Here is a 23,296-nt window from a genome sequence, read left to right on the forward strand (position 1 = left end):
TACATATTATTCTTCCTCGGTTTCCTCTGCCATGCTTGCAAAATCAACCTCTGCCAGTGCAACCTCTTTGTCCTCTTCCTCAGGCTTGCCCTCGCGGATTTTCAGCTTTCCTTCGTAAATTTCATTGACTGCGATGGAAACGGGCTTATCCACCTCAATATGGTCAATCATGGGCTGCTGATGATCTACCAGCTGTCTTGCTCTTTTTGCCGCCGCAATCACGATGGTATATCTGCTGGCAATGGTAATATCCTCGGAATCCTGTGTGATAACCTCCAGAATATCGGAATAAGAAGGTCTTAACATATTACATCTCTCCTTTGAAAATCTTTTTGATATTTTTATTTCTGCTGCATTTCATCTTTTCTGCCGCAACGATAGTCAGCATATCCTCAGTTGCCTGCTCTACGGTGTCATTGATGACCAGATAATCGTATTCCTCTACCAGCTCCATCTCCTCCAATGCGCGGCGCAGTCGTTTGTTGATGGTTTCCTTATCCTCGGTGCCGCGTTTGGTCAGGCGGTTGCCCAGCTCCTCCAGATTGGGCGGAACCATGAAAATCAGCACGCCTTCGGGGTAAATTTTCTTTACCTGCAGCGCACCCTGTACCTCAATCTCCAAAATGACATTATTGCCTGCCATCAGCTGCTCTGTTACATATTTTCTGGGTGTGCCGTAATAATTGCCACAGAATTCCGCCCATTCCAGAAGCTCCTTGCGGTCGCGCATTTTCTCAAATTCCTCTCTTGTATGGAAGAAATAATGCACCCCGTCTTTCTCGTATTCTCTGGGCTTTCTTGTTGTTGCGGAAATGGAAAGCGAAAAATTGTTCTTCTCGCAAAGACGCTCTACAATCGTCCCTTTGCCGGAACCGGAAGGACCAGAGATAATCAATAAAATACCCTGTTTATTCATGTGTATTTCCCCTTTATCCTATAAATAGCCTTTCTTTTTTATTGCGAAAAAAGGCTGTTACTCCAAATTTTGAATCTGTTCTCTGATTTTTTCGATTTCACTTTTCAGTTCAATCGTGGCCTTTACAATCTGAATATCATTCGCCTTGGATGCGATGGTATTGGATTCTCTGTTCATTTCCTGAATCAGAAAGTCCAGCTTACGTCCTACCTGTCCGCCACCGTCCAGAATATCCTTCAGTTGAATCAGATGGCTTTCCAGTCTGGTCACTTCCTCATCCACGCAGCCGCGGTCTGCAAAAACCGCAACCTCTGTCGCAATGCGCTGTGGATCAACATCAACGCCGCCCAGCAAATCCTTCAGGCGGTTATTCAGCTTTTCCTGATATTCCACAACCACCAGAGGGGAGCGTTCCTTCACCTCTGCCACAAGCGTCCTGATGCGTTCGCCCTTCAAAAGGATATCCTTTTTCAGATTTTCGCCCTCAACGGTACGCATGGCAACGAATTTTTCCACTGCCTCATCCAGTGCAGGCACCAGTGCCTCCCAGATGACTTCTTCCTCCTGCTGTGCCTTCTCCACCGTAATCACATCGGGGAATTTTGCCGCCAGCTCCAGCTTATTTTCGCTGTAGATGCCGAATTTTTCTTCTATCAGCTTCAGCTTTTCGATATATGCCGCCGCCAGTGCTTCGTTCAGCTTTACCTCCACATCCGCTGCGGAAAAGGTTTCAAAGCTGATATACACATCAGTCTTGCCGCGAAATACCTCATGCATGATTCTTTTTTTGATTTTATCCTCCAGACCTGCCAGAGAACGGGGCAGCTTAATCGTCATGTCATTATAACGATGGTTTACGGATTTCATTTCCACCGTAAACTTTCTTTCCTCTGCAATATGCTCGCCGCGTCCATAGCCTGTCATGCTTCTTACACTTGCACTCATGTTTCGGTTCCTTTCTATGCTTCGTTCCAAAAATCGTTGTTTTATTATACATAAGTGTTTGCCAAATAGCAAGGAAAACCGCAAATTGTATCCACTATTTTTAATCATTTTTTAATATTTCCTTCATTTTAGAATTTTTTTGCAAATCCTACTGCTTTTCTTGGTAATCCGTTTGAAAAAATAATGCAAAAAAGAAAATCCTATGTTAAAATTATGAATTAACCAAATGTATTCAAGGAGGTGTTCCTTATGGCACTGGACGGCATTACAACCTCTGCCATCGTATCAGAACTCAAAGCAGCCCTTTTAGGCGGGCGTATCGATAAAATCCATCAGCCCCTTGCGGATGAAATTCGTATGTCAATTCGTGGGCTTGGCAGCGGCGCAAAGAAAATCATCATTTCCGCCAACTCTGCCCATCCCCGTATCCACCTGACCGAAAGCAGCCGCGAAAACCCTATGACCGCGCCCTTATTCTGCATGGTCATGCGCAAGCATATCGCGGGCGGCAAAATTATAGATATTGTGCAGCCGAATTTCGAGCGTATCATCATCCTCAGGATTGAATCCGCCAATGAAATGGGTGATATCACTACAAAAAATCTGATTCTGGAAATCATGGGCAAGCACAGCAACCTTATCCTGACCGATGAAACCGGCAAAATTCTGGATTCCATCAAGCGTGTCACCCATGAGAAAAGCTCTGTCCGAGAGGTACTCCCCGGCAAGGAATATGTTTTCCCCCCTTCGCAGGATAAGAAAAACCCCCTCCTTGCCGAACAGGCGGATTTCCTCTTTTCCCTGCATTTGCAGGAAGGCAGAAGGCTGCAGGAATTTCTTTATCAAACCTACACCGGCATCAGCCCTGTCATGGCAGGCGAAATCTGCACCCGTGCAGGGTTGGATGCTTCGGATTCCTGTCAGGAAACCACATTGGAAAACAGTGAACGGCTCTTTGCCGCCTTTGAAAAAACCATGCAGGAGGTCAAAGCGGCGGACTTCTGCCCTGCCATTTATTATCAGAAGGAAAATAATCGCATTGTCGATTTTGCCGTTCTGAAAATGCAGCAATTTCAAGGCCTTGCCGCAAAGCCCTTTCCTTCCGTTTCTGCCCTTCTGGAGGGCTTTTATCAGGAGCGGGATAATGCGGCACATATCCGCCAGAAGGCGCAGGATATGCGAAAGCTGGTAACCAATCATATCGAACGCTGTGTGAAGAAAAAGGAAATTCAGCTAAAAACACGCCGCGAAACAAAGGGCATGGATTTATGGAAGAAAAAGGGCGAGCTCCTGACTGCCAATATCTATGCCGTTCCGCAGGGCGTAACAACCTTCAAAACCATTGATTATTACGAGGAGTCCATGCCCGAAATCGAAATTGCCATTGACCCCGCAAAAACACCTGCGGAAAATGCGCAGAAATATTTTGCAAAATACAACAAGGCAAAGCGTACCCTTGCGGCACTGGAAATACAGGAAAAACAGAATAACGAGGAGCTGGCGTATCTGGAAAGCGTCCTCAACGCACTGGAAAACGCCAAGGAGGATGCCGATCTTTCCGAAATCCGCACAGAATTAGCGGAAAGCGGCTTCATCCGCAGGCAGGCACAGAAAAAAGGACAGCCGAAGCCGAAAAGGGCAAAGCCCCTGCGTTATATTTCCTCCGATGGGTATGAAATTCTGGTCGGGAAAAGCAATCTGCAAAATGACGAGCTGACGCTGCGCACCGCCGAGCCGACAGACCTCTGGATGCACACGAAGGATATCCCCGGCTCCCATGTCATCATCCGCACCAACGGGCAAAGCGAGCTGCCCGAAGCCACGATGGAGGAAGCTGCAAACCTTGCCGCCTTCTACAGTAAAGCGAAAAACAGCAGCATGGTTCCTGTGGATTATACCCAAAGAAAAAATATCAAAAAACCAAACGGGGCAAAGCCGGGCATGGTGATTTATCTGACGAATAAAACCATTTACATCACCCCCGACGAAGCCCGTATCCAACAAATGAAAAATGAATAAATAAGATACCTTCAGAAAGGAGCATGATTTATGGCAAAAGCCTTTCGTTACGCACTCAAGCACAGCCTTCCCATCCTCATCAGCTATATCCCCGTTGCCCTTGCTTACGGGGTACTGATGCAGAACTGCGGCTATAATTTCGTCTGGACAGGCGCATGCAGCATTTTCGTTCTGGCAGGCTCTCTGCAATATCTGATGGTGACCTTCTTCGCCGGCGGCGTTTCGCTTCTGACCGTTGCGATTATGTCACTCCTGCTCAACAGCCGTCATATTTTCTATGGGCTGTCCTTCATCGAAAAATTCCGTACCTTCGGTCCTTGGAAATATTTTCTCATCTATTCCCTGACGGATGAAAATTATTCCCTCCACTGTTCGCATCATTTCGAGTCGGATGTCAATGAAAAATGGGCGTATGTGCTGACGGCGTTTCTGTCCATCTCCTATTGGATTATCCTGAGCATCATCGGTGCGCTGATTGGGAGCATGCTTCCCTTCAACACCACAGGCATTGATTTTGCGCTGACCGCCCTTTTCATCGTTATCCTGATAGAGCAGATACTTGGCGCGGATAACCGCCTGCCGGCATGGCTTGCCTTTGTTTCCGCCATCGTCTGTCTGCTTATCTTCGGGCCAAGCAATTTCATTCTGCCTTCGCTGGTGATTACCGTTGCTCTTTTAAGCATCCTGCGTCACCGTATCGAGCCTGTAAAAGCTGTAAAAGAAGAAAAGGAGGAAGCGTAAATGGTTTTAACTACAATGCAATCTATTGCAATCATTGCCGTCTGCGGCATCTGCACCCTTCTGGAGCGTGCCCTGCCCTTCCTCATTTTCAGCGGCAGAGCCGTTCCAGAGCCTGTACGCTATCTGGGGCGTGTGCTTCCGATGGCAATTATGGCAACCCTTGTCATTTATTGTCTGAAGGGCATTTCTTTTTCCTCTGCGGCAGGCTTTGCGCCGCTCTTGATTGCCTCCGCGGTAACAGCCATTCTGCACCTCTGGAAAAGAAGCACTCTCATCAGCATTTTCTGCGGCACTGTCTGCTATATGGTTCTGGTGCAGCTTGTATTTGCATAATACTACATAATTTTAACAGAAAAACCCTCCGTATTTTTTCCATACGAAGGGTTCTTTTTTTGCAATTTTTTAATTATAATTTTTTGATTATAATTTTAAAATTCTGTTTCCGTGATAGGTGCTTCGGCTGCATCTGCCGCTTCTGCTGTCTGCGGGGCAGCCTGATTCTGCTCCAGTCCATAATGCACGCGCACCAGATGGTCGATTTCCGCGCACATTTCGGGATGCTCGCGCAGGAACTGCTTTGCGTTTTCACGCCCTTGCCCGATACGGGTTTCCTTATAGGCATACCATGCGCCGCTCTTATTTACGATATCCACATCTGCCGCCAGATCCAGAATATCCCCCTCCTTGGAGATGCCCTTGCCGTAGATAATATCAAACTCTGCCGTTCTGAAGGGAGGTGCTACCTTGTTTTTCGCAACCTTTACCTTTGTGCGGTTGCCGACAATTTCCGTTCCCTGCTTCAGCACATCCGCCTTTCTGATTTCCATACGGATAGAGGAATAGAATTTCAGCGCACGACCGCCCGTTGTGGTTTCGGGATTGCCGAAGGTTACGCCGATTTTCTCACGCAGCTGGTTGATGAAAACAACCGTACAATTCGATTTATTGGTAATACCTGTCAGCTTTCTCAATGCCTGGCTCATCAGTCTTGCCTGCAGGCCCATATGGGAATCGCCCATTTCGCCCTCGATTTCCGCACGAGGCACCAATGCCGCTACGGAGTCCACAATCACAATATCAATCGCACCGCTGCGTACCATGGTTTCGGTGATTTCCAACGCCTGTTCGCCGTCATCCGGCTGAGAAATATAGAGGTTATCAATATCAACCCCCAGCGCCTTTGCATAAGTGGGGTCCATCGCATGCTCCGCATCCACATACCCTGCAATGCCGCCGCGCTTCTGCACCTCTGCCACCATGTGCAGGGCAACCGTTGTCTTACCGGAGGATTCAGGGCCATAAACCTCAACGATTCTGCCCTTCGGCAGACCGCCAACCCCCAACGCCAAATCCAGGCTCAGAGAGCCGGTCGGCACAACCTCAACCGCCATTTTTGCATTATTGTCCCCCAGCTTCATTACCGCACCCTTGCCAAACTGCTTCTCAATCTGGCTTAATGCCGCATCCAGTGCCTTTTGCTTATCTTCAAATTTTACATCTTCCTTTTGTGCCTTTGCCGCCATTTTATTTCCACCTTTCCAAACCCTATCGGATTCTGTTTATATTCACGAATATTTGTTCTCTTTTTTTCCATTTTATTCGATTTTGTTCGCCTTGTCAACGGCTATTTTCTCTCCTGCACAGGCTTTTCCGCCAAAGCCATTGCCGCAAAAATCACCGCACACCCCAGATATCCCCTGAAGTGCATCCGTTCGCCGTATAAAATCGCAGAAAATACCGCCGCAAAAATAGATTCCGTTGTAATGATGATTGCCGCCTTGTTCGGCGCAGTGCTTTGCTGTCCGATGCTTTGCAGCACAAAATAAAGCGCGGTGCAAAATGCCCCTGCATAGAAAAAGTTTCCGAAGGCAGGCAATGTCAGAGGCGGCATATCCCATCCCGTAAACATCAGAATCACCGTCATCACCGCAAGGGTCGAAAGATTCTCCACAATCGCAATATGCACAGAATCGCAGTCCTTGGTCAGATTCCCCAGAAACGCCATTTGCAGCGAAAACGCCACCGCCGCCAAGAGTGACAGCCCTGCCCCGAAATCCAGACGAAAATCCGCCGTCAGAGAAAGGCAGCAAACGCCAAAGAGCGTCATCCCCGCCGCCAGAAAGCAGTTCCGATTCGGCTTCTGCCTGAACACACCCCAGCAGACAAACGGCACAATGACCGCAGGAATATTCACCAGAAACGCATTGACCGATGGCGTGGTGTATTGCAGCCCAACCGTCATCAGAAGAAACATTGCCGCAAGCAATGCCCCCAGAATACTGCCGACCCTCCATTCCTCTTTGGTAATTCGTTTCAGCCGTTTGCAGTAAACCAGACACATGCAGACGGATGCCGTCAGAAAACGCCCGAAAATCACCTGAAACGGGTCATATCCCCAATCCAGAAGATATTTCAGGCTGATAAATCCGCCGCCGCCGATAAATGCCGCCAGAAGCAGCAGCCAATCCCCCTTATGCTTCATCATTGATTACCTTCCTCAGCCGGTTCAGCGCAGTATATGCCGCACGTTCTCTGATTTTGTTCCGCTTCCCGACAAAATGGCAGGTGTACACCTCCGTTTTTCCTTTATAAGCAATCGCAATATAAACCAGACCGACCGGCTTGCCCTCGCTGCTTTCCGGACCTGCAACGCCCGTAGTTGCCACGCCGATGTCTGCGCCGCTTGTTCTCGCAATGCCCTCCGCCATTTCCTTCGCCGTTTCCTCGCTGACTGCGCCGTATTTCTCCAGTGTTTCCGCCTTTACGCCGAGTCTGTGCATTTTCGCCTCATTGGAATAGGTCACACAGCCCTCCACAAGTGCCGCAGAAATTCCCGGATATTCCACCAGATTAGACGCAATCATACCACCGGTGCAGGATTCCGCCACCGCTAACGTGAGTTGCTTTTGCAACAGCTGTTCTGCCACAACGGTTTCCAAATCGGTTTCGCCCTCGCCATAGACCGCATCGCCCAATCTTTCCTTCAATACCGCCGCAACAGGGTCAATCAGTCGATTTGCTTCCTCCTCGTCCCTTGCCTTTGCCGTAATGCGCAGAATTGCCTCGCCATCCTTCGCATAGGGCGCAATCGTCGGGTTGGTCTGCGCATCAATGATATCCTTTACCCTTTCCTCCATGGCACTCTCGCCCACCTCTGCCACGCGCAGAATACGGGAAACAAAGGTAAATTCCTGCTTCTTCGCCAGATAAGGCTTCACCTGATTTTGGAACATGGGAATCGTTTCTCTCGGAGGGCCGGGCAGCATCACAATCATCTTTCCGTTCTTCTCCATAATAATCCCCGGTGCCGTGCCGTTATCGTTATACAGCACAATCCCGTTTTTCTCCGGCACCATTGCCTGCTTCACGTTGTTTTCCGTCATCACTCTGCCTGTGCGGTCAAAATATTTCCGAATTCTGCCCAATGCTCTTTCATCCAGAATCAGCCTTTCCCCGAAATATTCTGCCGCCGTTTCCTTCGTCAGGTCATCCTCGGTAGGCCCTAAGCCGCCTGTTGTAATAATCAAATCCGCTCTGGAAAAGGCATGAAAAATCGTATCCTTTAAACGCTGTGGGTTATCCCCAACAACCGTCTGATAATATACCTCTATCCCCAGATTGGCCAGCTCCTGCGCCAGAAACTGTGCATTTGTATTCAAAATATCCCCCAACAGCAGCTCCGTGCCAACTGCAAGAATCTCCGCCTTCATGTTTCTTCCTCCTTTGTGTCTTTTCCTCTATTGTACCGTTTTTATCATCGGATTCCAATATCCCGAAATAAAAAAGAGAGCCTTTTCAAACAAAGCGCTCTCTTTCATTTTTCTCTTAGCCCATCAGAACCTGCTTATTCTTAATGATATAATCCGCGCCGGAGAAAATCGTAAAGAATACCGCCAGAATCACCAGAAGCTTTTCCAGAACAGGCATGCACGCAAACGGCAGATTCAGCAGCAGCACAGGAATCATAATCATCTGCGTGGTGGTTTTCACCTTCCCCCACCAGCTTGCCGCCATCACGATATTCGCCTCCATCGCAAGAGTACGGAAGCCTGTAATGGCAAATTCTCTTGCCAAAATCACGATAACCACCCATGCCGCCAAGTCCTTTAAGGCAACCATGGAAACCAATGCAGACATCACCAACAGCTTGTCCGCAAGGGGATCCATGAATTTCCCGAAGTTGGAAACCATGTTGTATTTTCTTGCAATCTTGCCATCCAGCATATCCGTTAAGGATGCCACGATAAAAATAATCACTGCAATATATCTGTTCATTGGCTCAGGTGCCAGAAACAGCACCAGCAAGAATGCCGGAATCATAACCACGCGCAGCATGGTCAGCTTATTCGCCAAATTCATATCCATAAACCACATCTCCCATCAAATCATAATCGCCTGCTTCTCGAATCCTTACCGTTACAAAATCACCGGAATACAGCTCCTCCTCCGAGGAAACAAATACCAGACCGTCAATTTCGGGGGCATCCCGTCTTGTTCTGCCACAGAAGATATTTTCTTCAGGCAGCTTGCCCTCAATCAGCACCTCCATCACCTTGCCGACCTCTTTTTCACAAAGCGCAGCCGCAATGGATTTCTGTATATCCATGATGATATCCCTGCGTTCTTCCTTCGTTTCCTCCGGAATCTGATTTTCCATTTCCGCCGCAACCGTGCCTTCCTCCTGCGAATAGGAGAACACACCCAGACGGTCGAATTTCATTTCCTGCACGAAACTCTGCAAATCCGCAAATTCTTCCTCTGTCTCTCCGGGGAACCCGACAATCAGCGTGGTGCGGATGGCAATATCGGGCATAGCCTCTCTCAGCCTTGCCACCTTCTCCCGAATCAGTGCCTGACTGCTCTTTCTGCCCATGCGTTTCAGTACGGCATCATTCCCATGCTGAATCGGCATATCAATATAATGACAAACCTTTTCGCAGCTTGCCATTGCCTCAATGGTTTCCTCTGTCAGCGTTTCGGGATACGCATACAGCAGGCGAATCCACTCCAGACCCTCAATGGCATTCAGCCGCCGCAAAAGCACATCCAGCATCGGCTTACCGTATAAATCTCTGCCGTAGATAGATGTATCCTGTGCAACAATTACCAATTCCTTCACGCCCTGCTGTGCCAAAAGGGTTGCTTCCTCCACAAGGCTTTCCAGCTCTCTGCTACGGTGTCTGCCACGCATTTGCGGAATCACACAATAGGTGCAACGGTTGTCGCAGCCCTCAGAAATTTTCAGATACGCAAAATATGGTGCGGTCGAAAGCACACGCAGCTTGCCGTTTCCATCCTGCATAGCAAGGTCAATGCTTTCCAGCTGCTTCACCTGCTCCTTGCCGCCCAGAATTTCATCCGCAACCTCGGCAATGGATTCGTACGCCGTTGTGCCGATAATGGCATCCACCTCCGGCAATTCATCAAAAAATTCCTTTTCATATCTCTGCCCTAAGCAGCCTGCCACAATCAATCCCTTGCAGTTCCCCACATCAGGGTTCTTATATTGGGACATCTCCAGAATGGTTTCAATGCTTTCTTCCAAAGCATCCTTGATAAAGCAGCAGGTATTCACCACGATAATATCCGCCTCTGCCTCATCCGCTACCGCTGTGTAGCCGTTTTTCTGCAAAATCCCCAGCATAACCTCACTGTCAACTCTATTCTTATCGCACCCCAAAGAGGTGAATGCGATTTTTCTGCTCATTGTATTCCTCCTTAAAATCTTCTCTTTTTTCTATCGTTATATTTTACTATAAAACTAGGAAAATTGCTATATTTCCGCAAAATTCTTTTTCCCTCTTTCTGCCAAAGAAAAACCCCCGATACAATCGAGGGTTGCTTTTCCTTATTCTGCTGTTTCGTATTCCTGCAAAAGCCCTTCCAGCAGGTCTGTCGCCTTCGTTTTCTCCTTTCCCGTAATCATGTAGGCGGTATCTCTGAAATCAATGCGTCCTCCCTCCCAGCAGGCGAGCGACTCATACCGTCCTTCCGTTTCGCTGTCGTACCAAATCATCATTGTATAATACGTTTCCTGTTCCTGCCTGTCGGAAAAGAACTTCTCCCATGGCATCATTTTTCTGACCTCTATTTCACCCAACGCATCCAGTGCCTTCTGCATCCGTTCCTTCTCTCTGATTTCTGCCCCACTCACATAGCCTGTATCATTTTTTATCTCCATCGTCTGCACACGGCAAACTACAAAATTCTCAAGGGAAATTTCCCCCTCCTCGGAAAGCGGTTTGCTCCGAAAAGAAACTGCCATCCAGATAACCACGATTACAACCAAGCATACAATACCCTTCAAAGCACCTTTTTTCATACAAACACTTCCTTTCCGCTCACTTCCCGTTCATTCTCTATATAAAAAGAATACCCTTGGCTCTCCGGAAAAGTCAAGGGTATCCATCTTAAGATTTTCTTACAATTTTTCTTTATTCCAATCCATTCTGGATTTTTGCGGCTATGTTGCAGTTTTTCATCAGCATAGCGATGGTCATCGGGCCAACGCCGCCGGGAACAGGCGTAATCGCCCCTGCAATTTCCTTCACGTTCTCAAAATCCACATCGCCGCACAACTTGCCTGCCTCATTGCGATTCATCCCAACATCAATGAGAATCGCGCCTTCCTTTACCATATCCGCCGTCACTGTGTTTACCTTGCCCACTGCGCTGACAATGATATCTGCCCCCCGACAGATTTCTGCCAGATTCCTTGTTCTGGAATGGCAAATCGTCACAGTGCCGTTCTCCTGCATCAACAGCATAGCCACAGGCTTTCCTACGATATTGCTTCTGCCAATCACAACACACTGCTTCCCTTCGATGGAATGACCGCTGCGCTTAATCAGTTCGATAATGCCCGCAGGGGTGCAGGGAAGGAATCCCTCTCCGCCTGTGTGGAGATTGCCCACGTTTACGGGATGGAAACAATCCACATCCTTCTTCGGGTCGATGGCAAGAATAACCTTTCGTTCATCAATCTGCTTTGGCACAGGCATCTGCACCAGAATCCCATGAATGTCCTTATCCGCGTTCAGCTTGGCGATCAGCTCCAAAAGTGTTTCCTCCGTTGTCCCCCCAGACAACACATGGGAAACCGAGCGAATCCCGACTGCCTCACATGCCTTTTTCTTGTTATTCACATATACCTGAGAGGCGGAATCATCGCCGACCAAAACAACCGCTAAGCAGGGTGTGATACCCTTTGCCTTTAATGCTGCTGCCTCCTCCGCCGCCTCTGCCTTAATTTCCGCAGAAATCCGTTTGCCATCAATCAGTTGTGCTTTCATCCTTTTTAACTCCCTTTTTCTTAGAAGAGACCTACCACATTTCCGTTATCGTCAATATCGATATTCAGCGCAGCCGGTTTCTTAGGCAGACCGGGCATTGTCATAACATCGCCCAGCAGAACAACGATAAAGCCTGCGCCTGCGGAAATACGAATCTCTTTTACTGTTACCTCGAACCCTTCCGGACGACCCAGAACCTTGGGATCATCGGAAAGAGAATACTGTGTCTTTGCAATACATACAGGGAAATCGTGAAAGCCCAGCTTGTCAATCTGTGCCAGTGTTTTCTTTGCCGCCGCAGAGAAGTTTACTGTACCTGCGCCATAGATTTCCTTGCATACCTTATTTACCTTTTCTACGATATTCAGTTCATCCTCATACAGGAAATGGAATTTGCTTTCCTTTGTTTCCAGTGTTTCCAGAACCTTTTCAGCCAGAGCCTTGCCACCCTCGCCGCCGTTAGCCCAAACCTTCGCTACGGCAAAGGTTGCGCCCATGGATTCGCAGCGTTCCTTCACATAAGCCACCTCTGCATCTGTATCAGCTACGAAATGGTTCAGTGTTACCACAACGGGAACGCCGTATTTCTGGATGTTTTCAATGTGCTTTTCCAGATTCACAAAGCCCTTTGCCAGTGCATCCAGATTTTCATTGGACAAATCTGCCTTCGGCACACCGCCGTTATATTTCAGCGCACGCACGGTTGCAACCAGAACAACCGCATCGGGCTTCAGGCCTGCCTTACGGCACTTGATATCAAAGAATTTTTCAGCGCCCAAATCTGCACCGAAGCCTGCCTCTGTTACAACATAATCCGCAATTTTCATTGCTGTTTTTGTTGCCATAACGGAGTTACAGCCATGTGCGATATTTGCGAAGGGACCGCCGTGAATAATTGCCAGTGTATTTTCCAGTGTCTGCACTACGTTAGGCTGCAGTGCATCCTTCAAAAGAACTGTCATTGCGCCGTCTGCGCCAATCATTTTTGCTGTTACAGGTTCATCATCATAGGTGTAGCCAACGATGATTCTGCCCAGCATTTCCTTCAGCTGCTTCAAATCATTTGCCAAGCAGAAGATTGCCATAATTTCGGAAGCAACGGTAATCTGGAATGCGTCCTCTCTGGGTACACCGTTTACCTTGCCGCCCAAGCCGGAAATCACATTTCTCAGCTGTCTGTCGTTCAGGTCTACACAGCGCTTCCATGCAATTCTTCTGGGGTCAATGTTCAGCTCATTGCCCTGCTGAATGTGGTTATCCACCATGGATGCCAAGAGGTTATTTGCTGTTGTGATGGCGTGCAAATCGCCGGTAAAGTGCAGGTTGATATCCTCCATGGGAACCACCTGTGCATAGCCGCCGCCGGCAGCGCCGCCCTTTACGCCCATGCAGGGCCCCAAGGAAGGCTCACGCAGGCAGGTAATGGCATTTTTGCCCATCTGCTGCAATGCCTCTGTCAGGCCGATGGTAACGGTTGTTTTGCCTTCGCCTGCGGGGGTAGGGTTCACCGCTGTTACCAGAATCAGCTTTGCATCGGGGTTATCTTTGATTTTGTCGTAATATTTGCTGCTGATTTTGCCCTTGTATTTGCCGTAGCAATCTACATATTCTTCGGGAATCCCTGCTTTTTCAGCAACCTTCAGGATATGCTCCATGTTACATTCCTGCGCAATCTGTAAGTCTGTTTTAAACATTCGAAAAATCTCCTCTCTGCTTTGGCGGTATTCCGCTGTTCCACATCTGATACAAGGGATGGTGCGTTTTTTACCGAAAATTTTCCATAAAAAAAACCGCACCCAATCCAAGCATCATCGCCCAGACGGTCGGCATTCGAATAGTCATACTCCATGTGGTTGTCTCCACTTCCGTCAGTCATATGACCCTATCGTGATAGTACTATATTTCTTTCTTTTTGTCAATCATTTTAAGTCGAAAACCGAAAAAAGGATTGCAGAGAGTTCTCTCCACAATCCTTTTTGGTATTTTAAATCTCATCGGGAACTGCCCCCGTCATTTCCTCCCATTCGCTTTTGGTAATGAGAACCTTTCGAGGCTTACTGCCCTCCTCCGGGCCGACAATCCCCTGCTTCTCCAAATCATCCATCAGCCTTGCCGCGCGGTTATAGCCGATGCGGAATTGTCTTTGGAGCATGGAAACAGATGCCTTTTCCTTTTCCAGAATCAAATCAACTGCCTGCGAGAAAAATTCATCCGAATCCTCCGCCGCACCGCCAACCTTGCCGGCAGCGGTAATCTGGTCGATGGTTTCCTGTGTATAATTGGGCTTGCTGCTCTTTTTCAGAAAATCGACAATAGCTTCGACCTCCTGATCTGTTACGAATGCGCCCTGCAAACGGGAAGGCTTGCTTTGTCCCGAAGGATAGAACAGCATATCGCCCTTCCCCAGCAGCTTTTCTGCCCCGACCATATCCAGAATCGTTCTGGAGTCAATGCCGGAGGATACGGCAAACGCCAGTCTGGAAGGGATATTCGCCTTGATTACCCCCGTAATGACATCCACAGAGGGACGCTGTGTCGCAATAATCAGGTGCATCCCTGCCGCACGCGCCATCTGCGCCAGACGGCAGATAGCATCCTCCACCTCGCCGGGTGCTGCCATCATCAGGTCTGCCAACTCATCAATGATAATGACAATTTGCGGCATTTTGCCCTTTTCGTCACCCTTTTCTTCCATCAATTTATTAAAGCCCTTAATATCTCTGACACCATGGGCAGCAAAATCATTATATCTTTGCAGCATCTCACGCACCGCCCAATTCAGCGCAGAGGCTGCCTTCTTCGGATCTGTCACAACCGGAATCAAAAGGTGCGGAATCCCGTTATACACGCTCAGCTCTACCACCTTCGGGTCAACCAGAAGCAGCTTAACCTCTTTGGGGTCTGCCTTATAAAGAATACTCGTAATCAGCGTATTGATGCAGACCGATTTCCCCGAACCCGTTGCGCCCGCAATCAGCAGGTGCGGCATTTTTGCAATATCCGTCACAACAGGGTTGCCTGCAATATCCTGCCCCAGGGCAAAGGCAAGCTTAGAGGGGTGCTGCTTGAAGGCATCACTTTCCAACAGCGTCCGCATATAAACCGACTGTGTTTCCTTATTCGGCACTTCAATGCCGACTGCCGCCTTGCCGGGAATGGGTGCTTCAATACGAATCCCGCTTGCCGCCAGATTCAGCGCGATATCATCCGCCAAATTCACAATCTTGCTGACCTTTACGCCTTGGCTCGGCGAAAGCTCATAGCGCGTCACAGTAGGACCTCTGCTGATTTGGATTACCTTTGCATCCACACTAAAGCTTTTCAGCGTAGTTTCCAACTTTCTTGCATTTTCAAATAATTCCGAACGGTTGCTGCCGTTGCCCGTTTGCGGATCTTTTCCCAGCAGCGTAATCGGCGGAAAGATATACGGCTTTTCTTCCTCGACAGGTGCCGTTTCCTTCTTTGGCTCAGGCATATCTGCCGCAGGCTTCGCTGCCTCCGGCTCTGCCGCTTCTTCGGATTCCTCCGCTTCCTCTGCCTGCGTTTCTTCCACAGTCTCCTCCTCCATCATTGCAATGGGGATTTCCTCCTTGGCAGCGGGCGTTTCCTTTCTCGGCACAACGGTTTTGCCCATGTCCTCCTCCGGCAGAATATCAATGCTGATGCTTTCCTCGCGCGGCTTTTCTGCAAAGATTTCCGCAAACAATGCATCCGCCGCATCGGATTCTGTTGCCTGCGGTTTCACCTGCTCCTCTGCCGCCTCCTTTCGCACATCCTCTGCCGGCATTGCCGCCGCTTCTCGGATAGAAGGCGTTTCTGCGGCTTTTTCATCGTGCGCTTCCTTCGGTGCATCCTCCGTCTTTTCTTCTCTGCGCACCGCAACCTCTGCGCCGTTTTCCTTCACAAAATCAAAAATCGGTTCCCGTTTTTTCGTTTCCAGAATCAAAGGCTTCTTGCGGAACACCGTTTCCTCCACATAGGGCGTTTCACCGCTGTTCTCCTGTACCTCGATATTGAAATCCTCACGGTTCATCCTTCTGCGGCGCTGCGCCTTTTTCGCCTGCCGCTCCGCTTCCAGCTCCTCCTGCTGGCGAATCCGCTCGACTTTATTCTTGATTTTTTCGTTTTTCACCTTCCGTCTCGCCTTACGGTGCGCATTGGCATCCCCAAGAGCATGGAAGAAGGATTTTCCTGTTGCCATGACGATGGAAATAATGCCTGTCGCCAATAGGACAATGACGCTCCCAAGGGTGTCCAATGCCCTGTCCAGTCCACCGCCAATCAGTCCACCTGTCAGCCCTCCATTTGTAAACGCACCTGCGCCGTAAAACACACCACAGCGTTTGAAAAAGCCAAGGCTTTCTGCCGCCTGAATCGGGTGCAGCACCTGCGCAAAGGCGGCTACGGTCAACAGAAATAGCCCCGCCCCGATGCCGCGCACAAGCGGATATCGCTTTTCCTCGCTCACCAGCATCCAGATGCAGTAGGCAATCACGCAGATGGGCAGAAAAAGCCCGCCAAGCCCGAAAAGTCCCTTGAAAAAGCTGCTGATGATGCCGCCGATGATGCCCATCCTTTCCGTCAGCAGGCTGATAAATACAATAATTGATGCAACAATAATCAGAAGCAGAATGACCTCATCCAGAATACTGTCCCCAAAACGGGCAGGCTGCGCCGTCATTCTGGTGGTCTCTTTTCTCGCTCCCGTTTCCTTTTTTGCTATTTCCCTTCCGGCACTGCTCCTTGCCGTTGCTTTTTTCACAGACGGCGATTTTGCAGTGGTTTTGGCAGTTTTTTTCTTATTTTTCTGTTCCGCCAAAGCTCTCACCTCATCTATTTCCATATCCTTCAGATAAAAATTTTCCAATACATAATTTTATCACAAAATTCCTTTGCACGCAAATATACCTTGGCTTCTGCAAAAACCAAGGTATCCTGTTTTTTTCATTATTTCGATTGCAAGGAAAGCGCCACCACTGTCCCCAGAATCAGCGCAAAGCCAATCAGGTCTATGCCTTGGAATTTTGCGTGCAAAAAGAGGAGGGAAACGATAACCGCCGTAATCGGCTCCATCATCCCGAGCAGGCTTCCCATGAAGGGCCCCACAATGCTGACACCCTTCAGATAAAGCGAAAACGCAATCGCCGTGCCAATCACAACCACCCCTGCCGTCGCCAAAACAGTTCCTTGGTCAAAAGGAACGGCATAGCTCCAGGGGCGCACAAAGGGCAGCATTGCCACACCCGCAAGCAGCATGGCATAGCCCACAACGGCATATACGCCATAATGCCGCAATAAATCCCCGGAAAGCAGATTATACGCCGCACCGCCTGCCGCCGCACCTAAGCCGAACACCAAAGCCAAGGTTGTGATGCTCATGCTGTGAATATCGCCATGCGTACTGAGCAAAAACACCCCCAGCAATGCACAAAAGATAGCACCTGTTTCCATTTTACGAGGCCAACGCTTTTCCTTGAAGCACACAACCCCCAAAATCAGCAAAGGCGCCAAGGACTGCAACACCGTTGCCGTGCCTGCATTGGAATATTGGATGGCCGCAAAATAAGTATACTGACAGCTCAGCATACCAAAAACAGAAAAAATCAAGAGCTGCCTTCTGTCCACAGGATTTTTCCAGATATCCCCCATCCGTTTTTTCGTCAGCAAAAAGCCCATCAAAACCAAAAGTACTCCCGCCAAAAGCAGCCGCACCATCACAAGCCAATCTGCCGTAATATCCTTTTTCTGAAATAAATATTGCCCAAAGCAGCCGGAAAGCCCCCAGCAAATGCCACCCGCGAGGGTAAGGCAGATTCCTGCTGTACGCTTTTTCTTTTGTTGTTCCATATTTTTCACCTCAGGTAACAGAATAATATATTTTTTCGCTTTTTTCAACAAAAAAAGGTACTGACCCTTCGATCAGTACCCTGTGTTGTTAAAGGTTATTATGAAGCACTCGGAAAAATCAGATTGTGTAGCCCTGTGCCTTCAGTGCTGCAACCATTTCTTCATAGTGTGCTTTGTTTCTTGTTTCAACGGTTACGTTTACAACTACATTGCTTACTGCTACGCCTTTTGCTCTTCTGTCGTGGTTTACATCCAGAATGTTTGCGCCTGTCTGTGCAATAATCTGCAGCAGCTGAATCAGCTGACCGGGCTTATCTGCCATCATTACAGAGAATTCAGCGATTCTGCCGTTTTCCTGCAGACCCTTGTCGATGATTCTGTCCAGTACGTTTACGTCTACGTTACCACCGGAAACTACGCATACAACGTTTTTGCCCTTGATATCTACTTTATTTGTCATAGCTGCTGCTACGGAAACTGCACCTGCGCCTTCTGCTACCATTTTGTGTTTTTCCAGCAGCATCAGGATTGCGGATGCGATTTCAGCTTCTGTTACAGTTACGATGCCGTCAACATATTTCATGCAAGCCTCGAATGTCAGTGTGCCGGGCTCCTTAACTGCGATACCGTCAGCCATTGTGGAAACGCTAGCCAGCTTTTCGATTTTCTTATGTTCGATGGACTGCTTCATGGAAGGAGCGCCTGCTGCCTGCACGCCATATACCTTGCAGTTGGGGTTGATGCTCTTGATTGCGCAAGCAACACCGGAAATCAGACCGCCGCCACCGATGGGAACGAATACAACGTCAGCTTCGGGCAGTTTTTCCATGATTTCCAGACCAACAGTACCCTGACCTGCCATTACATATTCATCATTGAAGGGGTGCAGGAATGTGTAGCCCTTTTCCTGCTGCAGTTCTACTGCCTTTGCAGCAGCATCATCATATACACCGGGAACCAGAACAACTTCTGCGCCGTAGCTCTTTGTAGCTTCAACCTTAGCTAGAGGAGCGCCTGCGGGCATGCAGATAGTAGCCTTGATGCCTTTTTTCTGTGCTGCCAGAGCAACGCCCTGTGCATGGTTACCTGCGGAACAAGCGATTACACCCTTGGAAGCTTCTTCTTCTGTCAGGCTTGCTGTTTTTACATAAGCACCTCTCAGCTTGAAGGAGCCTGTTACCTGCATATTTTCGCATTTGATAAATACGTTTGCGTTAGGGTTGATAAAAGCGGATTCGTACAAAGGTGTTACTCTTGCAACGCCTTCCAGTGTTTTTTTTGCGTCCTGAATCATTTCCAGTGTAAGCATTTTTCTTCCTCCTAGTGTCTTTTATATAATATGTTTTGTCTTTTTATCAAGGACATTTTTCTGTCCTTGTCTCTCTCTCAAGTACGCATAAATTATAGTACGCAAATGCGATTCCGTCAACAGCTATTTGTGATTTTTTAGACATTTTTTGCGATTTTGTTAAAAATTCCGACAAATCCGCCAAATATGCACATTTTTCCGCACACTGCAAAATGAAATCCCCTTCTATTGTGCGTTTTTCCAATAAAAAAGTATCCCTATCATTAGGATAGAGATACTCAATTTTTCCGATTTTTCTTGGTTTATGCGGAAACACCGCTGTTTCCTCTGCTGCTTTTGCGCTTTCGCATCCGCTGCAGGGGCTTTCTGTTTTCATTATAAACATATTCGGGAGCCGCCTTGCCGTTTACAACATCCTCTGTGATAATGCAGCGTTCCACGTTTGTCTGTGTCGGGATTTCATACATAATCGGGTTAATGAATTCCTCTACAATAGAACGCAGCCCACGCGCGCCGGTTTCCCGTTCCATTGCCTTTCTTGCGATAGCACGCAGCGCTTCCTCCTTAAACTCCAGAATAACATCATCCAGCGCAAAAAGATATTCATACTGCTTTGTCAGTGCATTCTTGGGTTCTGTTAAAATATGCACAAAGGCATCCTCATCCAGATTATCCAGCGTTACCACAACAGGCAGACGACCGATAAATTCCGGAATCAGACCATATTTCAGCAAATCTTGCGGCATAAGGCTCTGCAAAAGCTCGTCATTTGTTTTATCCAGCTTGCTCTGCACCTCTGCACCAAAGCCAATCACTTTATGCCCCATGCGGTTCTGAATGATTTTTTCAATGCCGCCGAAGGCACCGCCGCAGATGAAAAGGATATTGGTTGTATCAATCTGGATAAATTCCTGATGCGGGTGCTTTCTGCCGCCCTGCGGAGGCACGCTTGCCACAGTCCCCTCCAGAATTTTCAGCAGTGCCTGCTGTACGCCTTCGCCGCTGACATCTCTGGTGATGGATACATTTTCGCTTTTCTTTGTGATTTTATCAATTTCATCGATATAGATAATGCCGCGTTCTGCCTTATCCACATCATAATCTGCCGCCTGAATCAGCTTGAGCAGGATATTCTCCACATCCTCGCCGACATAGCCGGCTTCGGTCAGAGAGGTTGCATCCGCAATCGCAAAGGGTACATTCAGCACCTTTGCCAAGGTCTGTGCCAGAAGGGTTTTCCCTGTCCCTGTAGGTCCAACCAGAAGGATATTGCTCTTTTGCAGCTCTACATCCTCTGCCTTGGTATCCATATAAATGCGTTTATAGTGGTTATACACCGCAACCGCCAAAGCCTGTTTTGCTCTGCTCTGCCCGATGACATATTCATCCAGCGTTTCCTTAATCTCCTTCGGCTTCGGCACATTGAAATTTTCATCCTTATTTGCCAGCACATCATATTCTTCCTCGATAATGTCCGAGCAGAGGTCGATACATTCATCGCAGATATATACATTCGGGCCGGCAATCAGCTTTTTCACCTGATCCTGCGTTTTTCCGCAGAAGGAGCAGTGCAGCTTATTCATATCTTCCGTTTTCCCTGCCATTTATCCTCTCTCCTTTGTCTGAGGCTTTGTGATGACAGCATCAATCAAACCGTAGGCTTTTGCCTCCTCAGCGCTCATAAAGTTATCGCGTTCTGTGTCTTTTTCCACTTCTTCCACAGGCTTGCCTGTATTTTCCGCCAGAATCTGATTCAGCTTTGCTTTGGTGCGCAGGATATTTTCCGCATGGATACGGATATCCGTTGCCTGCCCTCTTGCGCCGCCGCTGGGCTGATGGATCATGACCTCTGCATTGGGCAGAGCATATCTCTTGCCCTTTGCGCCGCCTGCCAGAAGAAATGCGCCCATGCTTGCCGCCATACCGATACAGATGGTGGATACATCAGGCTTGATATACTGCATGGTATCATAAATTGCCATGCCTGCCGTTACAGAACCGCCAGGGCTGTTGATGTAGAGGTTGATGTCCTTATCGGGATCCTCCGCCGCCAGAAAAAGCAGCTGTGCCACAACCAGACTTGCGGTTACATCGTTGACCTCTTCCCCCAGAAAAATGATTCTGTCCTTCAGCAATCTGGAATAAATATCATAAGAACGTTCGCCACGGTTGGACTGTTCTACGACCATAGGTACTAAACTCATTATGATTCCTCCAATCTTATATTATCTAAATAGGCACAGTTTCCTGTGCCTATCTGCATTGCAATATTTCCAAGTCTTCGCCTTTTTGTTGCTTTTTTTATGCTTCTTATGCTTCTTTGATGACTGCGTTGTCTTCGATTACCTTCATAGCAGCTCTTACCAGCATATCCTGTCTCAGGGCGTTCTTATCGTCTTCCTGAATCATATCCAGCATTGTCTTGCCGTCTACACCGTAGCTTTCGCCGTATTTGATAACCTCTGCATCCAGATCTTCATCGGAGATAACCAAATTTTCAGCCTTTGCGATTGCTTCCAGCATCAGTCTTGCATCAACGCTCTTCATGGATGTATCCTTGAAGGTTTCTCTCATGGTTTCTTCATTTGTACCCATGTACTGATAGTAAACATCCATGGACAGACCCTGACGAACGATATTTTCTTCAAATTCTCTCATCATGCTGTCAATCTTGTTATCGTACATAACCTGAGGCACTTCCATCTTGCAGTTTGCAACTGCTGCATCCAGCAGCTTATCGCCCTGCAGCTGCTTTGCCTTTTCTGTCTTCTCTGCAGCCAGTTTAGCCAGAATGTCTGCTTTGTATTCATCCAGAGTGGAGAATTCGGAAACATCTTCTGCAAATGCGTCATTCAGTTCGGGCAGTTCCTTTGCTGTGATACCGTTTACCTTAATTGCGAATACAGCTGCCTTGCCTGCCAGTTCGGGTGCATGGTAAGCTTCGGGGAAGGTTACGTTGATATCAAATTCTTCGCCGATGTTGTGGCCAACAATCTGATCCTCAAAGCCTTCGATGAAGGAATGAGAGCCCAGCTCCAGATCAAAGCCTTCTGCCTTGCCGCCATCGAAAGCAACGCCGTCAACGGAGCCCAGATAGTCAATGTTTACAACATCGCCCAGCTGTGCTGCTCTGTCTGTTACTTCAACCTTTCTTGCGTTCTGCTTCTGCACCTTTTCCAGTTCCTTCATAACGTCTTCATCTGTTACTTCTGCGGAAACCTTTTCTACTTCCAGACCCTTATACTGACCCAGTTCCACTTCAGGCTTTACAGTTACATCGCAGATGAATTTTGCGCCCTTGCCGGACTGAATATAGTCAATATCCAGAGTGGGAGCGGAAACAACGTCCAGACCCAGTTCCTTTACTGCTGCCATGTATTCATCGGGGAAGATGTGGTTGATTGCATCTTCATAGAAAAAGCCTTCGCCATACTGTGCTTCAATCAGCTTTCTGGGTACTTTACCCTTTCTGAAGCCGGGCAGAGACAGATTATTTTTGTGTTTGTTGTAAGCAAAAGCCATGCCCTGTTCCAGTACTTCTGCGCTTACTTCAAAAGAAAGTTTTACTGCTGTTTTTTCTTTGCTGATTAATGTTGCGTTCATTGTAAGAAGTTCCTCCTTAAAGATATTCGTTTTTTATGACAACTTTGTCTTTATTTTCTAAATGATGCTGCCATGTTGAGTTACAGTACGCTAAAACTGCACAATCACAGTAGATTATAACACACTGAATTTTGAAAATCTACAGGTAAATGCAAATTTTCCGTCTGTTTTCAACAAAAATACACCTAATATACCTCATATTCTGCCGAAATCAATTCCGCTTCTGTGCTTTTCTCCATGAAATCCAGAATATGCTGCAGCATACGCTCCGCATGGCTTTTTTCATTGCTGACACAAGCAAAGCCAACCACGAGCATTTTATGCTCCTCCTGTCTGTCCACCTCCGCCACGGAGGCGTTGAATTTATGCCTCGTTTTTTCCACCAGACTTTTGACCACCATCCGCTTTTCCTTCAAGCTGGAAACCCATTCTGCACGAAAGGTTGCCTCACAAATCCCTACAAACACATGAGTCCCTCCTTTCCGGTTTTGTTAAAAGAAAGGTAAAAGAAAAAATCGGTCTTGATTGTCCTCAAAACCGATTCTTCTAAGCGCGAGACGAGATTCGAACTCGCGACCCTCGCCTTGGCAAGGCGATGCTCTACCACTGAGCCACTCGCGCATA

At 48.0% G+C, this 23,296-nt stretch carries 21 protein-coding genes, 1 tRNA gene and 1 riboswitch; of the genes, 3 read left to right on the forward strand and 19 right to left on the reverse strand.

Features of this window, described 5'->3' with window-relative positions; genetic code table 11:
• Positions 1–6: 6 nt before the first annotated feature.
• The 3 genes from rpoZ to GPK49_RS10880 are packed head-to-tail and all read right to left on the reverse strand — an operon-like array spanning position 7 to position 1,861.
• Positions 7–306 carry a DNA-directed RNA polymerase subunit omega gene (gene rpoZ / locus GPK49_RS10870; RefSeq protein WP_016407186.1) on the reverse strand — a complete coding sequence of 100 codons (300 nt, stop codon included), beginning with the start codon at positions 304–306 and terminating at the stop codon, positions 7–9.
• A gap of 1 nt (position 307) precedes the next feature.
• The gene (gmk, locus tag GPK49_RS10875; RefSeq protein WP_016407187.1) at positions 308–916 is read right to left on the reverse strand and encodes a guanylate kinase; all 609 of its coding nucleotides are present in this window, start codon (positions 914–916) and stop codon (positions 308–310) included.
• 57 nt (positions 917–973) lie between these two features.
• Complete coding sequence (locus tag GPK49_RS10880; protein ID WP_118581738.1) at positions 974–1,861, reverse strand: YicC/YloC family endoribonuclease; 888 nt, start codon at positions 1,859–1,861, stop codon at positions 974–976.
• 249 nt (positions 1,862–2,110) lie between these two features.
• Between GPK49_RS10880 and GPK49_RS10885 the strand changes: the two genes are divergently transcribed.
• From GPK49_RS10885 to GPK49_RS10895, 3 genes are read left to right on the forward strand one after another with little or no spacing between them, the layout of a single operon-like run.
• Positions 2,111–3,880 (forward strand): Rqc2 family fibronectin-binding protein, encoded by a 1,770-nt coding sequence (locus tag GPK49_RS10885; RefSeq protein ID WP_016407189.1) that lies wholly within the window; start codon positions 2,111–2,113, stop codon positions 3,878–3,880.
• Positions 3,881–3,910: 30 nt separating this feature from the next.
• Positions 3,911–4,621, forward strand: a complete 711-nt coding sequence (locus GPK49_RS10890) for an AzlC family ABC transporter permease (protein WP_016407190.1) — start codon at positions 3,911–3,913, stop codon at positions 4,619–4,621.
• Positions 4,622–4,954, forward strand: a complete 333-nt coding sequence (locus GPK49_RS10895) for a branched-chain amino acid transporter permease (protein WP_016407191.1) — start codon at positions 4,622–4,624, stop codon at positions 4,952–4,954. It abuts the gene before it with no gap.
• Between the two features lie 95 nt (positions 4,955–5,049).
• Here the strand turns inward: GPK49_RS10895 and recA are convergent, their stop codons facing one another.
• The 16 genes from recA to GPK49_RS10975 all read right to left on the reverse strand — a co-directional run bounded on the left by recA (position 5,050) and on the right by GPK49_RS10975 (position 23,293).
• Positions 5,050–6,144, reverse strand: a complete 1,095-nt coding sequence (gene recA, locus GPK49_RS10900) for a recombinase RecA (RefSeq protein ID WP_016407192.1) — start codon at positions 6,142–6,144, stop codon at positions 5,050–5,052.
• A gap of 101 nt (positions 6,145–6,245) precedes the next feature.
• Positions 6,246–7,106, reverse strand: coding sequence for a DMT family transporter (locus GPK49_RS10905; protein WP_016407193.1), 861 nt, complete (start codon positions 7,104–7,106; stop codon positions 6,246–6,248).
• Positions 7,093–8,331, reverse strand: coding sequence for a competence/damage-inducible protein A (locus GPK49_RS10910; protein ID WP_118581743.1), 1,239 nt, complete (start codon positions 8,329–8,331; stop codon positions 7,093–7,095). Before GPK49_RS10910 ends, GPK49_RS10905 begins: the two co-directional genes overlap by 14 nt.
• A 115-nt stretch (positions 8,332–8,446) precedes the next feature.
• Positions 8,447–8,986 (reverse strand): CDP-diacylglycerol--glycerol-3-phosphate 3-phosphatidyltransferase, encoded by a 540-nt coding sequence (gene pgsA / locus GPK49_RS10915; RefSeq protein ID WP_016407195.1) that lies wholly within the window; start codon positions 8,984–8,986, stop codon positions 8,447–8,449.
• A complete protein-coding gene (gene rimO, locus GPK49_RS10920; RefSeq protein WP_215677852.1) occupies positions 8,964–10,328 on the reverse strand; it encodes a 30S ribosomal protein S12 methylthiotransferase RimO in 1,365 nt (454 codons plus the stop codon). The genes pgsA and rimO overlap by 23 nt, the downstream gene beginning before the upstream one ends.
• 141 nt (positions 10,329–10,469) lie before the next feature.
• Positions 10,470–10,943, reverse strand: coding sequence for a hypothetical protein (locus tag GPK49_RS10925; protein ID WP_215677854.1), 474 nt, complete (start codon positions 10,941–10,943; stop codon positions 10,470–10,472).
• A gap of 112 nt (positions 10,944–11,055) precedes the next feature.
• Positions 11,056–11,913, reverse strand: a complete 858-nt coding sequence (gene folD / locus GPK49_RS10930; protein WP_215677856.1) for a bifunctional methylenetetrahydrofolate dehydrogenase/methenyltetrahydrofolate cyclohydrolase FolD — start codon at positions 11,911–11,913, stop codon at positions 11,056–11,058.
• 20 nt (positions 11,914–11,933) lie between these two features.
• Complete coding sequence (locus GPK49_RS10935; RefSeq protein WP_016407199.1) at positions 11,934–13,607, reverse strand: formate--tetrahydrofolate ligase; 1,674 nt, start codon at positions 13,605–13,607, stop codon at positions 11,934–11,936.
• A gap of 112 nt (positions 13,608–13,719) precedes the next feature.
• Positions 13,720–13,799: riboswitch (ZMP/ZTP riboswitch) on the reverse strand.
• Between the two features lie 98 nt (positions 13,800–13,897).
• The gene (locus tag GPK49_RS10940; RefSeq protein WP_215677865.1) at positions 13,898–16,732 is read right to left on the reverse strand and encodes an FtsK/SpoIIIE family DNA translocase; all 2,835 of its coding nucleotides are present in this window, start codon (positions 16,730–16,732) and stop codon (positions 13,898–13,900) included.
• A 128-nt stretch (positions 16,733–16,860) separates the two neighbouring features.
• Entirely contained in the window at positions 16,861–17,760 is a 900-nt protein-coding gene (locus GPK49_RS10945) for a DMT family transporter (protein WP_016407202.1), read from the reverse strand.
• A gap of 118 nt (positions 17,761–17,878) precedes the next feature.
• Positions 17,879–19,069 carry a threonine ammonia-lyase gene (gene ilvA / locus GPK49_RS10950; RefSeq protein ID WP_016407203.1) on the reverse strand — a complete coding sequence of 397 codons (1,191 nt, stop codon included), beginning with the start codon at positions 19,067–19,069 and terminating at the stop codon, positions 17,879–17,881.
• A 302-nt stretch (positions 19,070–19,371) separates the two neighbouring features.
• On the reverse strand, positions 19,372–20,673 hold the full coding sequence (clpX, locus tag GPK49_RS10955) for an ATP-dependent Clp protease ATP-binding subunit ClpX (protein WP_016407204.1): 1,302 nt from the start codon (positions 20,671–20,673) through the stop codon (positions 19,372–19,374).
• Positions 20,674–21,273 carry an ATP-dependent Clp endopeptidase proteolytic subunit ClpP gene (gene clpP, locus GPK49_RS10960; protein ID WP_215677867.1) on the reverse strand — a complete coding sequence of 200 codons (600 nt, stop codon included), beginning with the start codon at positions 21,271–21,273 and terminating at the stop codon, positions 20,674–20,676.
• A gap of 106 nt (positions 21,274–21,379) precedes the next feature.
• Positions 21,380–22,672 (reverse strand): trigger factor, encoded by a 1,293-nt coding sequence (tig, locus tag GPK49_RS10965; protein WP_016407206.1) that lies wholly within the window; start codon positions 22,670–22,672, stop codon positions 21,380–21,382.
• 185 nt (positions 22,673–22,857) lie between these two features.
• Complete coding sequence (locus GPK49_RS10970) at positions 22,858–23,139, reverse strand: DUF503 domain-containing protein (protein ID WP_016407207.1); 282 nt, start codon at positions 23,137–23,139, stop codon at positions 22,858–22,860.
• 82 nt (positions 23,140–23,221) lie between these two features.
• Positions 23,222–23,293 (reverse strand) — tRNA-Gly (locus GPK49_RS10975).
• Positions 23,294–23,296: the final 3 nt, after the last annotated feature.

It is taken from the genome of Clostridium sp. MCC345, assembly GCF_018785345.1.
GTDB classification, from domain to species: domain Bacteria; phylum Bacillota; class Clostridia; order Lachnospirales; family Anaerotignaceae; genus Anaerotignum_A; species Anaerotignum_A faecicola.